General features: G+C 71.7%; 13 protein-coding genes. 3 read left to right on the top strand and 10 right to left on the bottom strand.

From position 1 onward, the window contains the following. The 7 genes from E6J59_06070 to E6J59_06040 all read right to left on the bottom strand — a co-directional run. Window positions 1-1,238, bottom strand: a 1,238-nt coding sequence (locus E6J59_06070) for a HAMP domain-containing protein (protein TMB21377.1), incomplete at its 3' end; no start/stop codon positions are given. Next, window positions 1,235-1,918 (bottom strand): response regulator transcription factor, encoded by a 684-nt coding sequence (locus E6J59_06065; GenBank protein ID TMB21376.1) that lies wholly within the window; start codon window positions 1,916-1,918, stop codon window positions 1,235-1,237. The genes E6J59_06070 and E6J59_06065, both read right to left, overlap by 4 nt. A 221-nt stretch (window positions 1,919-2,139) precedes the next feature. Beyond that, window positions 2,140-3,339 carry a chromate transporter gene (locus tag E6J59_06060; GenBank protein TMB21375.1) on the bottom strand — a complete coding sequence of 400 codons (1,200 nt, stop codon included), beginning with the start codon at window positions 3,337-3,339 and terminating at the stop codon, window positions 2,140-2,142. Window positions 3,340-3,397: 58 nt separating this feature from the next. Beyond that, a complete protein-coding gene (locus E6J59_06055; protein TMB21378.1) occupies window positions 3,398-4,345 on the bottom strand; it encodes a chromate resistance protein in 948 nt (315 codons plus the stop codon). A 131-nt stretch (window positions 4,346-4,476) separates the two neighbouring features. After that, complete coding sequence (locus E6J59_06050) at window positions 4,477-5,583, bottom strand: DMT family transporter (protein TMB21374.1); 1,107 nt, start codon at window positions 5,581-5,583, stop codon at window positions 4,477-4,479. A gap of 31 nt (window positions 5,584-5,614) precedes the next feature. Next, window positions 5,615-6,409, bottom strand: a complete 795-nt coding sequence (locus E6J59_06045) for an enoyl-CoA hydratase/isomerase family protein (GenBank protein ID TMB21373.1) — start codon at window positions 6,407-6,409, stop codon at window positions 5,615-5,617. 95 nt (window positions 6,410-6,504) lie between these two features. Continuing rightward, complete coding sequence (locus E6J59_06040; GenBank protein TMB21372.1) at window positions 6,505-7,848, bottom strand: DEAD/DEAH box helicase; 1,344 nt, start codon at window positions 7,846-7,848, stop codon at window positions 6,505-6,507. A 128-nt stretch (window positions 7,849-7,976) separates the two neighbouring features. On the opposite strand from E6J59_06040, the gene E6J59_06035 reads away from it, so the two are divergent. Together E6J59_06035 and leuD are read left to right on the top strand one after the other, a co-directional pair. Further along, window positions 7,977-8,234, top strand: a complete 258-nt coding sequence (locus E6J59_06035; GenBank protein ID TMB21371.1) for a hypothetical protein — start codon at window positions 7,977-7,979, stop codon at window positions 8,232-8,234. A gap of 28 nt (window positions 8,235-8,262) precedes the next feature. Continuing rightward, window positions 8,263-8,766: a 3-isopropylmalate dehydratase small subunit gene (leuD, locus tag E6J59_06030; protein TMB21370.1), complete on the top strand. Its 504-nt coding sequence runs from the start codon at window positions 8,263-8,265 to the stop codon at window positions 8,764-8,766. Here leuD and E6J59_06025 read toward each other — a convergent pair. Both E6J59_06025 and E6J59_06020 read right to left on the bottom strand, forming a co-directional pair. Then, a complete protein-coding gene (locus tag E6J59_06025) occupies window positions 8,696-10,186 on the bottom strand; it encodes a hypothetical protein (protein ID TMB21369.1) in 1,491 nt (496 codons plus the stop codon). The two genes, leuD and E6J59_06025, sit on opposite strands and share 71 nt — an antisense overlap. Continuing rightward, on the bottom strand, window positions 10,186-11,802 hold the full coding sequence (locus tag E6J59_06020; protein TMB21368.1) for an insulinase family protein: 1,617 nt from the start codon (window positions 11,800-11,802) through the stop codon (window positions 10,186-10,188). The genes E6J59_06025 and E6J59_06020 overlap by 1 nt, the downstream gene beginning before the upstream one ends. Before the next feature lie 47 nt (window positions 11,803-11,849). Here E6J59_06020 and E6J59_06015 point away from each other — a divergent pair, with 47 nt between their 5' ends. Beyond that, window positions 11,850-12,578: a TVP38/TMEM64 family protein gene (locus tag E6J59_06015; protein ID TMB21367.1), complete on the top strand. Its 729-nt coding sequence runs from the start codon at window positions 11,850-11,852 to the stop codon at window positions 12,576-12,578. Window positions 12,579-12,841: 263 nt separating this feature from the next. Here the strand turns inward: E6J59_06015 and E6J59_06010 are convergent. Beyond that, window positions 12,842-13,957, bottom strand: a 1,116-nt coding sequence (locus E6J59_06010) for a mercuric reductase (protein TMB21366.1), incomplete at its 5' end; no start/stop codon positions are given.

The raw sequence follows: 13,957 nt of genomic DNA, 5'->3' as shown, positions 1-13,957 counted from the left end.
CGAGCGATGGCCAGCCCGAGGCCCGCCCCACCGAGATCACGCGATCGCGCCTTGTCGATTCGGTAGAAGCGATCGAACACGCGGTCGCGATGTTCCGGTGGTATGCCAGACCCGGTGTCGGCGACCTCGATGGTGGGCCCGGGCGCTCCGTCCCGTACGACGATCCGGACGCTGCCGCCGGGCGGCGTGTACTTGACGGCGTTGTCCACCAGATTGATCAGCGCCTGCCGGATCACGACGCGATCCACCCATGCCGGAACGGGCCCCGACGCTTCGACCGCGAACGACTGCCGCTTTTCCTCGGCCAGCACACCGAGGTGCGCCGCCACGTCACGGGCCAGCTCGGCGAGATCGACCCCCTCGCGCTTGAGCAACACGTTGCCCCCGCCGGCGCGAGAGAGCGTGAGAAGCCCTTCCACCAGCCGTCCGAGCCGGTCCGTCTCCTCGAGCATGCTGCCGATGATCTCGCGATACGCCGCTGCACCGCGATGCTCCCGCAGGCCGACCTCGCCGACACTCCGCATCGCCGTGAGCGGCGTCCGCAGCTCGTGCGAGGCATCCGCCGTGAAGCGGCGCAGCTGATCAAAAGACCGCTCGAGCCGGGCGAACGCATCGTTGAACACAGCGGCCAGCTGCCCTAGCTCGTCCTCCGGATTCTCCACCGGAAGCCGCTCCCCGAGTCGCTCGGCCGTGATCGTCCGTGCGCGGTCGGCCATGCGGCTCACGGGGGCGAGCGCCCGTCGCGCGAGGAAGTAGCCGCCCATCCCCGCGATCGCGACCGCGAGGGGAAGCCCCGCACCCATGATCATGAGGAGCTCGCGCAACTCCCGACGGAGTGGCTCTTCCGAGCGAGCCACCTGAATCACAACGGGCAGGCCGTCGACGGTGTACGGCCCGCTCAGACGCCTGACGGGGAGCTCGGCCGGGACCCCGGACGGCCTCGCATACAGCAGCGTACCATCGGGGCTCCGGACCTCGAGCCAGCGGCCGGCGACCGCATCGTCGCCATCGTCCTCCGGCTCGGCTCTCCAGCTGATCCCGCCAGCGGGCGTCCGCTCGAGCATCTGCTCCGCAACCTCGTGGTCGTCACGGAGTCCGCCATCCAGGTCTTCGGAGAGGCTGTGCCGCAGGAAGGCAAACACGCCACCCGCGTACAGGGCCAGCACCGCGCTCAGGACCGCAGCGTACCAGAGCGTGAGGCGGACGCGGATGCTCCGATGGCGCCACCAGCTCTTCATGGCTCGCCCTCGCGCAGGACGAACCCGACGCCGCGCACCGTGTGGATGAGCTTCGTCGGTACGTCCTGATCGACCTTCTTCCGCAGACGGGCGATGTGCACATCGATCACGTTGTCGAGGGGCGTGGCCCGGGAAGGCTCCTTCCAGACATCGCGGGCGAGCATCTCCCGCGATACGAGCTGCTGATGATGACGCAGCAGGTACTCCAGGAGCTCGAACTCGCGGGACGTGAGGTCGATCGACCTGCTTCCCCTCGTCACCCGTCGGCTGATCAGATCCATCTCGAGGTCGGCCGCCTTCAAGCGCAAGATTTGATCGGGCCGACCGCGGCGCACGAGGGCACGGATGCGGGCCAGAAGTTCCGGAAAGGCAAACGGCTTCACGAGGTAGTCGTCCGCACCGCTGTCGAGCCCGAGCACCCGGTCCTCGACCGCATCCCTGGCCGTCAGGATGAGAACCGGCGTGCCGAGGCCGCGTCTCCGCAGGGTCGACAGGATCTCGATGCCGTCGCGGCCGGGAAGCATCAGGTCGAGCACGATCAGATCGAATGTCTCGGCGTTCACACGAAAGAAGCCGTCCTCGCCCGTTGCCGAGACGACGACCTCGTAGTGTTCCGCCTCGAGGCCTTCCTGCAGAGCCCCTGCTACCTTGGCTTCGTCTTCGACGACGAGGATGCGCACGGGAAGCTCACCATCAGATACTACGCCGAGAGAACCATCGGGCCACTCGGACTTTCCTGAACTCTTCCTGAAATTTTCGTCAGGATCGGCGCATGCTCGTCCGTGTTCAGGCTCTACCCCGGTACCCCGTCCTCGGGCGCGGCGCTCCTCGTCGACGGTCCCTGGGTCCGGGGCCGGGCTCGGGAGGGTACGTGGAGCGTCAGGCCCCGCCAGCCTTGCGCTCAGTGCCCCATGACGCCCTTCAATCCCAGCCCAGTCAGGCCGGCGGCGAGGATGACGAGCGGCTCGGGGATCTTCTTCACGTAGGTGAGGATGGCGAGCGTCGCCAAACCGATGGCCACGGTGGGGACATCGACGAGCGAGCGCCGACCGAGCACGAAGGCCGCGCCCGCGATCGCCCCGGTCGCGGCGGCCGTCACGCCATCGACGAACGCCTTCACCCGCGGGTCGTTCACCGAGCGGCGGAAGTAGGCGGCGGGGATGACGACGAAGAGATAGCACGGCAGGAAGACGCCGAGCGCGGCAAGCGCGGCCCCGACGGGCCCCGCGACCAGATAGCCGATGAAGGCGACCGTGATGACGACCGGGCCGGGCGTGATCATCGCGACGGCCACGGCGTCGAGGAATTGCCGCTCCGTGAGCCAGTGGAAGTCGCCGACGACGCCGCCGTAGAGGAACGGCACGATGGCGAGCCCGCTCCCGAAGACGAACGCGCCGGCTTCGGCGAAGTAGGTGAACACCCGGAGCAGGAGGCCGGGAGCCGCCACCCCATGAAGCCCGGTCACCAACCAGAGCGGCGCGAGGCCGAGCGCCGCCCGCGGCCGCGGAAGTCGGCCCATCATCCTGACCGTGAGCGCCGCGACGCCGCACAAGAGGAAGACCCAGACGAGTTCCGACTCCGTCGAGGCCGTGACGAGAGCACTCACGGCGAAGAGCACCCAGAGGAGCCGATCTCGCGCGAGCGTCATCCGAACCAGCTTGTAGGCGCTGCGGGCAATGATCGCGATGACGGCGGCGCCGATCCCGTAGAACGCCCCCCGCATCCAGGCGAGGCCTCCGTAGCGCAGATAGAGCGCCGAGAGCGCGAGCACCATTACGAACGAGGGGAGCACGAACGCGACGCCCACCAGGGTCGCCCCAGTCACGCCCCCGCGGACCCACCCGAGGTAGATCGCGAGCTGCGCCGCGAGCGGCCCCGGTGCGAGCTGGGCGAGCGCGAGACCCTCGACGTAATCCTGCCTGGAGATCCAGCGTCGCTGCTCGACGAGATCACGCTGCATGTAGCCGACCAGCGCGATCGGTCCGCCGAAGCCGGTCGTGCCCAGGCGGAGGAAGTAGAGAAGCAGCTCGGTCAGCGTGCAGGGAACGAGCTCCGCGGCGGCGGCCTCATCGATCTCGGCCTCGACAGTAGCCGACGCCATAGTCAGCAGCCGTAGGCGACTGGAAGGCCGTCTGCGGTAAATGGTCCTCGCATGTCTCTCACCCTCGCTTTCGGCTGAAGTACTCGTAGAGGTCGTCGAACACGGCGGACCCACGCTCGAGCCGGGACTCGTCATCCCGGTGGCCCATGGCGATGCCCGCGATCAGCCGGTCGATGCCGGGCGCCTCGGGGCGACCGAACTTCCCGTCTTTCAGATCGATGTCGTGGACGACCTCGGCGATGGGACGCATTGCCGGATCGTCTATCGCGAGCCGGGCGAGCAGGACCTCGAAGGTGCAGAGATCGCCCTCGTGCGTGAACTCGGCCTCGAACATGTCGAAGCGGAGCTCGCTGCCCTCGGGACGGTATCCCTTGCCGGACACGAATTTGAACCGCGCGTCCGGGTCGACAACGCGCCGGATCAGCCAGGCGCTCGCCATCCGATCGATGTGGATGCCCTTCCGAGTGACCCACGTGCGGCCACGAAGGTCTTCGATCCGATCTGCGGCGATGGAGGTTCCTCCGTCTCCTCGACTACGCACCCGCGCCTCGAGACCGGCGAGCAGGCCCTCGGCTGCCTCCCGACCCGGCGCGCCGAAGAAGTCAATGGCGATCACGTCGGCGAGTCGCCGGCTCAACCGGGCGACATCTGCCTCGACGTGAGTGCGCTGGTCTCCAGCAATCTCAGGACGGCGCGGGAGGGCTTCACCAACTCTGCGAACTTCCTCCGCGATCTGCCGGTAGTCCGCCTCGCGGGCAGCGTTGAAGAGCGCCTCCACCCGGTCGTCCTCCAGGCCTTCGACGAAGCGCGCTTCGCAGATCGAGGCATCGCCGCCGCCCTTGACGATCTCGCGCAGGAGCCACTCGAAGTCCTCCTGCGTCTCGTCGGTCTTCGGCACGACGTACACGGAGTTCTTGATCGCCACCGCACCCACCGCTTGCAGCCGTCTCCAGATCTTCACCCGAAAGTACGCGGGCTTGGGCGGAATCTGGTGGATCAGGAGCAGCCACCTGGGATCGCGGCTGGGCTCGGTCACAATCAGTTGTAGCTCAACTACATAACAGATGTATCTCCCGCAAGCCCCGGCCGCGGCCTTCCATTGGGACACCGTCCTTCGACCGTTTCACAGTGCCCCAGCTACCGGCTGCCGTGACCGTGCCGGTGGTGAAGATCGGCAACGTGCGGGTGGGCGTGCTCGGTCGGAGCGTGGTCGTGCCAGTGCGTGTGCCGAGCCGAAGCAGGCAGGTCGGGATGGGCGTGCGCGTGGTGGCCATCGTCGTGGCGGTGGCTGTGCACGTGGCTGAGCGGCCCGTGGGCGTGCGCATGGGAGTGGCGGTCAAACGTCAGGAGGACGACGCCGGCGACGAAGATCCCGCCAGCGAGGAGCTGCATCGACTCGACGGGCTCGCGGAGCGCGACCCACGAGACGACCGCGCCGAAGAAGGGCGCCGCCGCGAAGACCGACTGCGCGCGAATCGTCCCCGCCTGGTGCGCGGCGGAGATGTAGAGTGCGATGCTCGCCCCGTAGGAGAGCGCGCCGACGCCGAGGGCCGCTGCGATGGCCGGCAGCGGCGCCCGCAGCGGTTCGAGCACGGCGCCCATCACCAGGTTGGTCATGCCCGCGATGGCGGTCTTCCAGAGAGTCGTCTCGCTCGGGCTCATGCCGTCAATGAGTGCGGTGAAGTTGTTGTCGAACCCCCAGCAGATGCACGCGGCGCCGACGAGCATGGCGGAGACGACACCGGGCCAGCCGCTCCCCGAGGGAAGGACGGTGCCAGCGACGATGACGCCGCCAACCCCGAGCCACCCCGGCGCGCCCAGCGCCTCGCCGAACAGCAGGACCCCGATGACGGCGGTGGCGGCAACCTCGAAATTGAGGAGCAGGGAGACGGACCCGGCGGGCGCCACGCGGAGCCCGAACAGGAGCAGGACGGGCGCGACGACACCCCCGAGGATGACAGCGCCCCCGAGCCTGGTGCGGGTGATGCCGTCGAGAGGTGGGCGCCGCTCTCGACGCCAGAGGACCCGTGGCGCGATGCCGACCGCCCCGCCGAGGTAGAGGAGCCCGGCGAGCTGGAAGGCAGTCAGGTCCGCCAGGAGCATCTTCGCGGCCGGCGTCGCGGCCCCGAAGAGGACGGCCGACGCGAGAGCCAACGGAAACCCGGACACCTGGCGCTGCCTTGTACCACGAGGCGAGCCCGGTAGCCCCAGGCCCGTCCTCCAGCCCCGTGGCGAGACAGTCACGCGGGGGCGGACGAGAAGGGGCGGCCTCCTGCTAGCGCGCCTTCCAGGCGGGCGGGCGCTTCGCGACGAAGGCGCGCGGCCCCTCGGCGTGGTCCTCGCTCTGCTCGACCACCTCGAGGTAGCCGGCGGCGATCTCCTCGGCCTGCGGAATGGGGAGGCCGAGCCCCTGGAGGATGCCCATCTTCGTCCCCCACACCGCGAGCGGCGCGTTGCTGACCACCATCGCCGCCAGCTCGCGGGCGCGCTCCATGAGACGCGCGTGCGGCACCACCTCGGTGACGAGCCCCACCTCGTAGGCGCGCTGGGCGCTCATCCGCTCGCGGCTCCCGAGGAGCGCCATGCGGAGGCAGACCGCGACCGGCACGCGGCGCGCCATGTTCACCATCTCGTGCGAGGAGACGTAGCCGAGCGAGACGTGCGGATCGACGAAGGTGGCCCCGTCCGAGGCGATCGGGATGTCCGCCTCGGTCACCAGATCGAGCGCGAAGCCGGCCACCACGCCGTTCACCGCCGCGATCACCGGCTTGTGCACGAGCTGCCGGCGCGGCGTGGGCAGCTCGCGGATGCCCTCGATCATGGCGAGCTCGCGCCAGCGGTCGGGCCGGGTGAAGCCGCCGCCGGCGAGCGACTCGACGTCGGCGCCGCTCGAGAAGGCCTCGCCCGCACCGGTCACGATCGCGGCCCAGATGTCCGGCTCTGCCTTGACGCGCTGCCAGCAGGCGCGCAGCTCGTCCTTCATCTGCTGGTTCATCGCGTTCTTCCGCTCGGGGCGATCGAGCGTGATGGTGGCGACCCGGTCGGCGACCTCGAAGCGCACGGTGTCCATGCGGCGTCCGCTAACACGAAGGCGGGCGGCAAAGCCACCCGCCTCTCCTCGTTCCCCCGCGCCGTTCCCGTGCGCGCTCGGCGTGCGTTGCTCGGCTACGCGGGCCGGGGCGCTCCGCCACCCCGGCGGCCTCGGCGCCGGCGCCGCTTGGGGGCGCCCTCGGCCCGAGGCGGCGGCTGCGGCCGCCCGTGGGGCCGGCGGTGCTCGCCGCGCTCGCGCGGGGGGTGGTGCAGCGGGTGCGCGAGCATCGCGTCCTCGGGGATCTCCCAGGGCAGCTTGAAGCCGATGAACTGCTCGATCGCCTCCAGGCCGTCGACGTACTCCTCGCAGGCGAGGCTCACCGCGCGGCCCGAGGCGCCCGCGCGCGCCGTGCGCCCGACGCGGTGCACGTAGTCCTCGGCGTCGAACGGGAGGTCGTAGTTGAAGACGTGCGTCACGCCCTCGATGTGGAGGCCGCGCGAGGCCACGTCGGTCGCGACCAGGATGGGGAGCCGCCCTTCCCTGAAGTCGGACAGGATGGCGAGCCGCCGGCGCTGGTCGACGTCGCCGGTGATCGCCGCGGCGGCGAAGCCGTTCGCCTCGAGGTAGCGCACGAGACGCTCGGCGGCGCGTCGCATGTTGACGAAGACGAGCACGCGCATGTCGACGGGCTCGCGCCGCAAGAGGCCGACCAGGAGCGGGAGCTTCTCGTGCTTGGCGACGTGGTAGACGAGGTGCTCGACCTTCTCCGCCGTCACCTGCTCGGGCGTGACCGAGACCCGCACGGCGTCGTTCATGAACACGTAGGCGAGCTCCATCACGTCGTAGCTGAGCGTCGCCGAGAAGAGCATCGACTGGCGGCGGTCGTAGGGCGGGAGCTGGCGCAGGAGGTAGCGCAGGTCCTTGATGAAGCCCATGTCGAACATGCGGTCGGCCTCGTCGATGACCAGGATCTCCACGCTGCGGAGGTCGAAGACGCGCTGCTTGTAGTAGTCGATCAGCCGCCCGGGCGTGCCGATCAGGACGTCGACGCCGGCGCGCAGCTCGCTCCGCTGCTTGTGGTAGTCGATGCCCCCGTACACCGCCTGGATGCCGAACGGGGTGGCCTGGCCGAGGAGCCGCGCGTCGTTCGCGATCTGCACCACCAGCTCGCGCGTCGGCGCGATGACGAGCGCGCGCGGCGCGGCGGGCCGCCCCGGGCGCTCGCGCGCCAGGAGGCGCGTGAAGATGGTGATCAGGAAGGCGGCGGTCTTGCCCGTGCCGGTCTGCGCCTGCCCGGCGACGTCCCGCCCCGCCAGCGCGAGCGGCAGGACCTTCTCCTGGATCGGCGTGCAGTGGGTGAAGCCGGCGGCGCGGATGCCGGCCGCGACCGGCTCGGGCAGGTCGAAGGTTGCGAAGCTCCGCCCCCTCCGCGGCGCGCTCGGCTCCGCAGCCGCGGGCGGCGGCGACTCTGGAATCATTCCTGTGTGACATGCCGGCGGCGGGCGAAAGTCAAGCGGCGACAGCCGCCGCCCGCCGGGATGCCCGGGTGACATCGAGCGGCCCCCGGCTTGACCCTCGGGCGCGGAGCTGGGACAAAGATCGGCGCATGAGCTGGCGGCCGGAGGCGCCCAGGATCATGCTCGGCTTCGTGGTGCGGCAGTGCGCCGTCGCGCTCGGACACGCGCCGACGCCCGAGGAGCTGGCGTGCTGGGCGAACGAGCAGCGCGACGCGCGCGGCCGCTACCGCATCTTCGGGCGCGCGATCAGCGCGGACGAGGCAGGCGTCATCCTGCGCCATCCCGGACGCCTCGTCACCGTACGGCCGGGCCCGCGCTGGGCCTTCGGCCTGGTCGTGAACCGTTAGGACCCGTCCGGGTGGACTCCTAGGAGGCATGGCCGGGCGGAGCGAGGTCCGGCTGCCGGTCCTGACCGGCCGTGCCTGGGCCTTTGCCGACGACCTCGCGGCGGCCGACATCCTGCCGGCGCGCTTCACGCGCCTGCCGGCGGGCGAGGCGGCACGGCGCCTGTTCGCCGACCTCGACGCCTCGCTGGCCGCGCAGCTCCGCGCGGGCGACGTCCTGGTCGCCGGCCAGCACCTGGGCGGCGGGACAGGCGGCAGCGAGGCGGCGCGCGCGCTCGCCGCGGCGGGCGTGATCGCCGTGGTCGCCGGCAGCTTCGCGCCCGGCTTCGCCGAGGCCGTGCTCGCCGCCGGGCTCCCGCCGCTCGAGGTCGATGCGCCCGCGATTTTCCACACCGGCCAGCGCCTGCGCCTTAACCTCGAGGCCGGCACGATCGCGAACCTCTCGAGCGGCGACCGGCTCCCGGTCAGGAACCTGAGCGAGGACCTGTTGGAGCGGCTGCGCGCGCGGCTGGCGGGCGGGAGCCCGCCCGAGTGACCGACGAATGCGAAGCGAACGAGCCGGGGCGCGCGAGCACGCCGCTCGCAGCCACCGGAGTTTTCGCTGCAGCCGGAGCGTCATTCGGACGTGCTCCGGGCGGGCTCTCCGCCGTCACCTCGACCGTGAGGGGCGCGTCGAGCTGGGCGAGGAGGCGCTGCTCGTCGCCGCGCCGGTAGCCGGGCAGCGCGTAGATGCGGAGCGCGAACTCGTAGCGGCCGCCGGGGAGCTTCTCGATGCCGCGCCCGCGGTAGCCAACGAGCGGCACGGTCCCCGGCGCGTCCTCCGGCGGGTTCGGCCGGCTCGCGTCGTCGCGGTAGACGAGCGAGAGCGTGATCCCGCGCCGCAGGTTCTCGCTCATGCGCGTGACGAAGAGGAGCGCCTCGCGCTCGTGCGCGAGCACGAACCACTCGCCGCTCGAGGCGAAGGCGCGCTCCTTCCCGTCCATGTGTCCGTCCACCGCGAAGCCCTCGGGCGGCGTCCCGGGGGCGAAGTAGCGCCAACCGCGGAGGTCGCGCCCGTCGACGCCGCCGTAGGCGGTGATGTCGCGGAAAAGAATGCCGGGCGAGAAGGGGAGCTTGAGCGTGCCCGGCCCGTAGACGTGCTCGGGGTAGAAGTAGGTGTGCGCGAGGCCGGCCGTCAGGTGGATGCCGAGCCCGAGCACGACCTGGTGACGCGAGCGGCGGACGACCCGCACCGGCCCCGCCTTCCAGGCGATCAGCTCGTGGTGCCCGTGTTGCTCGTCGAGCGCCCAGTGCGCGAGGTCGGCGCGCAGCGTCGCCTCGGCGCGAAGGCGCAGCCCATCGATCAGGTTCGGCCCGGGCGAAGGGCCGGCGGCGAGGACGAAGTAGGTGGGCAGCGCGTTCACCAGTCCGACGCGATAGCGCGCCGACCTGACCAGGTCGCCCTCGGGCGCGTAGGCGACGTAGCGACGCTCGGTGGCGGGCGGGCGCTCGGCGGAGACCAGGTAGACGAAGCCGTGCGTGTGCTCGGCGGGGTCCTCGATGCGGAGCTCGCGCCACGCGGCGCCGGCGCCCGCCTCGTCGAGGGCGCGGGCGAGCTCCGCCGCGCTCGCGTGCTCGCCCGCGTCGCAGGCCGCGAAGACGAGCAGGTCGTCGGCATCGAGTACGCCGGGCTTGTCGTCGGCGGTGGGCTCCGGCCCGCCGGGGAGCGCGAGCTTCCGCCCCCGGCGCTCGTCCACCTGGAAAGGGATCGGCACCGGCCGTCCCGCGCGGAAGGCGAGGAGGCCCAGGCGCGCGAGCGGCGTGCCGCCCAGGTGGTGGAGCTGGGCCCCGAGCACCTCGAGCGCATCGTGGGTGCGCGTGATCGGGCCGCAGGGGCCGAGCGGCACGGGGGCGTCCGCCGCCACCGCGAGGCCGCCGAGCGTGAGCAGGAGGACGGGCGCGCCCGCGCCGCGCATCAGCCCCGCAGCACCGCCGTGAGGGTCGGCGCGATGAGCGCGCGCCGCCACGCCGCCTCGACCTCGGCGGGCCTGAGGCGCGCGATCATGCGCTCGGTCGCGGCGAGCGAGGGCTGGTCGCAGGCCGCGCGGCCGGCGTGCGCGAGCGCGCGTTCGAGGCGCGAGTCGGCGAGGCGTGCGAAGCGGTAGCGTACCTTCTTGCGCGCGCGGCGGAGCTCGGCCGGCGAGAAGCCGGCGGCGGCCTCGCGGCAGGTGCGGTCGATGGTCTCGCGCAGGCGCCGCTCCTCGTCGCGCGCCGCACTCGCGGAGAGGACCGCGACCGCCCAGTCGCGCCCGTGCTCGACGCCGGCGCTCAGATCGTAGCCGAGCCCGAGGCGCTCGCGGATCTCCTGAAAGAGGCGCGCATCGGGGTCGGCGCCCACGATCTCGACCGCCAGCGAGAGCGCGAGCACCTCGCGCGGGGTGGGCGGCGCGGCGATGAGCCGCACGAGGTACGCCTGCGCGAGATCGGTGCGCCGGAGCCGGAGGAGCCCGCTCGCGCGCGGACGGGGACGGGGCGGCCGCAAGCGGGCGCCGCGTGCGCCGCGCGGGAAGGTGTGCGCGAGCGCGCGCCGGATGGTGTCGCGCGCCACCCCGCCCACCAGCGCGAGGCACATGTTGGCGGGCACGAAATGGCGCGCGATGAAGCTTCGCACCGCCTGCCGCGTCATGCGCCGGACGCTCGACACCGTGCCGCACACGGGATGCCCGAGGCCGTCGCCGAAGAAGCGCGCCCAGGCGTGCTCGTGCACGTAGTTGGCGGGGTCTTCCTGGCGGCCGCGGATCTCGTCGATCACCACGCGCTGCTCGTTGGCGAAGCGGTCGACGGGCACGGTGCTGCGGAAGCACTGTTCGGCGAGGAGCGCGAGCGCCTCCTCCACGTCCTGGTTGAAGACCTCGAAGTGCAGCGTGACGTCCTCGTAGCCGGTGTCGGCGTCGTGCTCGCCGCCGAGCTCGGCGGCGCGGCGGTTGAGCGTCGCCTGGTCGAGGCGGCGCGTGCCCTGGAAGAGCATGTGCTCGGTCATGTGCGCGATGCCGGGATGCGCCCCGTCGAAGCACGAGCCGGCGCGCACCACGAGGGCGATCGCCGTCAGCGGGCCCGGGAGGGGGTCGTGGAGGACGGTGAGGGCGCCGTGCTTGAAGCGTCTCGGCTCGCGCAGGCGGGCGCGCACCGGGCTCTTGTAACCCGAGTCCCGCGCGCGCGGTAGGGGGAGGGCATCGCCGCGGAGCGAGCGCGGTGATACGGTCGCTCCTCGGGAGGCGCGCACATGCGAACCCGCACGGTGACGGCGCTCGCGTTGACGCTGGCCCTCGCGGTCCCGGCCGGGGCGCGCACGCTCGGCGACGCGCGCAAGGCGGCGTGGCTGTCGGTGGCGCACCCCGGGCTGGGCGAGTACTACAACGCGGGCTGGGGCCCGTTCTTCGACCGCTGCCCGCAGAAGAAGTTCTGGCTCGGCCTGATCCCGTTCTACGGCTGGCCGGGATATCTCCAGATCCTGTCCGCGATCGATGCGTACCACGGGCGCACCTCGGACAACCTGCGGCCGGTCCAGGAGGAAGCTCCGCCGCGCCACCACCCGTGAAACTCCGCCCCGACACCCGGCATCGCAGCGAGCGGGCCAACATGCTCGAAGGCAGTGCCGATGCCCTGGGCGTGCAGCCGCATCGCGCGCGGCCGATCTGGCGCGTCGCGCTCGGTGTCGCGGCGCTCGCGGCGCTGATCGTCCTCGGCCGCCAGGCCGGCGGCTACGTGCTCGGCTTCGCGGGCTGGGTGAAAGGGCTCGGCGCCTGGGGCCCGGTGGTGTTCATCGCGGGCTACGTGCTGGCAACCGTCGCCTTCGTGCCGGGCGTGCTCTTGACGCTCGCCGCCGGCGCCATCTTCGGGCTCGTGCAGGGCGTGCTCTACGTCTTCGTTGCGGCGACGCTCGGCGCCTCGGCCGCCTTCCTCGTCGGACGCTACCTCGCCCGCGCCGCCGTCGAGCGGCGCATCGCCGCGAACCCGCGCTTCGCGGCCATCGACCGCGCCGTCGGCGCCGAGGGGCGGAAGATCGTCTTCCTCCTCCGCCTCTCGCCGGTGTTCCCGTTCAACCTGCTCAACTACGCCCTCGGGCTCACGCGCGTCCGCTTCGCCGACTTCTTCCTCGCCTCCGTCGGCATGCTCCCGGGGACGGTCCTCTACGTCTACTCCGGGAAGCTGATCGGCGACGTGACGGCGCTCGCCAGCGGCGCCGCGGTGGAGAAGGGGGCGGCGTACTACGCCGTCCTCGTCCTCGGCCTGGCGGCGACGGTGGCCGTGACCACAGTCGTGACGCGCACGGCGCAGCGCGCACTCCGCGACGCGACGGGCGAATGAGGCGCGTGTGATGCGCCACGTTCGGCTCGGGCGCAGGCTGCGAGGATCATCGGGAGGGGGAGAAGCTCGCGCTTGAGCGGGTCGAGACAGAGACCCAGCGCCTCGAGCGTGAAGGCGCCGAGGAGAACGGCGTCCCCCGGCTCGCCGAAGATCACCTCAGAATATAGCGGCCGTCGTGGTGGTCTTCCAGGCTGCTCGACGTCGTGGGGCGGAACGCGGTGGGACAACACGCGACGAGGGCCGAGCCAGCCGACGGCGCAGGATCATCGCGTCCAGGCGAGCCAGCGCTGGAACGCCTTCTTCACGGTCGGCGTGAGGCGGGTGCGGTTGTAGGCGTCGGCCGTCTTGCGGATGGCCTCGGCCTGCGTCGGGTAGGGATGGATCACGTTGGCGAGCGTGCCGAGGCCGAGCCCGCCCACCATCGCGAGCGTGATCTCGTTCAGCATCTCGCCCGCGTGCCGGGCGACGACGGTCGCGCCGAGGATGCGGTCGGTGCCCTTCTTCACGTGCACCTTGACGAAACCCCGCTCCTCGCCGTCGGCGATGGCGCGGTCGACGGTGGAGAGCGGCGTCACGAAGGTGTCGACGGCGATGTCCTGCCGCGCGGCGTCGCGCTCGTACATCCCGACGTGCGCGATCTCCGGATCGGTGTAGGTGCACCAGGGGACGTGGAGCGCGCTCAGCTTCTTGCGGCCGAGGAAGAGGGTGTTCTGGATCACGATGCGCGCGGCCGCATCGGCCATGTGCGTGAACTTGTGCTGCATGCAGACGTCGCCCGCGGCGTAGATGCGCGGGTTCGTGGTCTGCAGGCGGTCGTTCACCACCACGCCGCGCGCCGTGTCCCACTGGACGCCGACCGCCTCGAGGCCGAGGCCCTCGACGTTGGGCGCGCGGCCCGCGCCGACCAGGATCTCGTCGACCGCGACCTCCCCCGCCGCGAACTCGATCACCCGCCGCCGCCCCCGGCGCGTGACCCGCCGGAGCTCGCAGGAGAGGACGAGGCGAATGCCTTCGCGCTCGAAGGCCCGCTGCAGGATCTCGGCGGCGTCCGCGTCCTCGCGGACGAGGACGTGCGGAGCGGCATCGAAGAGGACGACCTCGGACCCCAGGCGGCGGAACGCCTGCGCCAGCTCGCAGCCGATCGGTCCGGCGCCAATCACCGCGAGCGCAGCCGGGCGCTCGGTCAGCGAGAAGACGCTCTCGTTGGTCAGGAAGCCGGCCTCGGCGAGCCCCGGGATGGGCGGGTGGGACGCGCGCGCGCCGGTCGCGATCACGGCGCGCTTGAAGCGAAGCGCCGTGCCGTCGACCGCGACCGTGTCCGGCCCGGTGAAGCGAGCGTCGCCCAGGAAGACGTCGACGCCGAGCTCGTGCTGGAAGCG

The organism is Deltaproteobacteria bacterium, from assembly GCA_005879795.1.
Classification (GTDB): Bacteria; Desulfobacterota; Binatia; order DP-6; family DP-6; genus DP-6.
The sequence above is the reverse complement of the archived record's forward strand: the minus strand, read 5'-3'. Positions and strand labels throughout refer to the sequence as shown.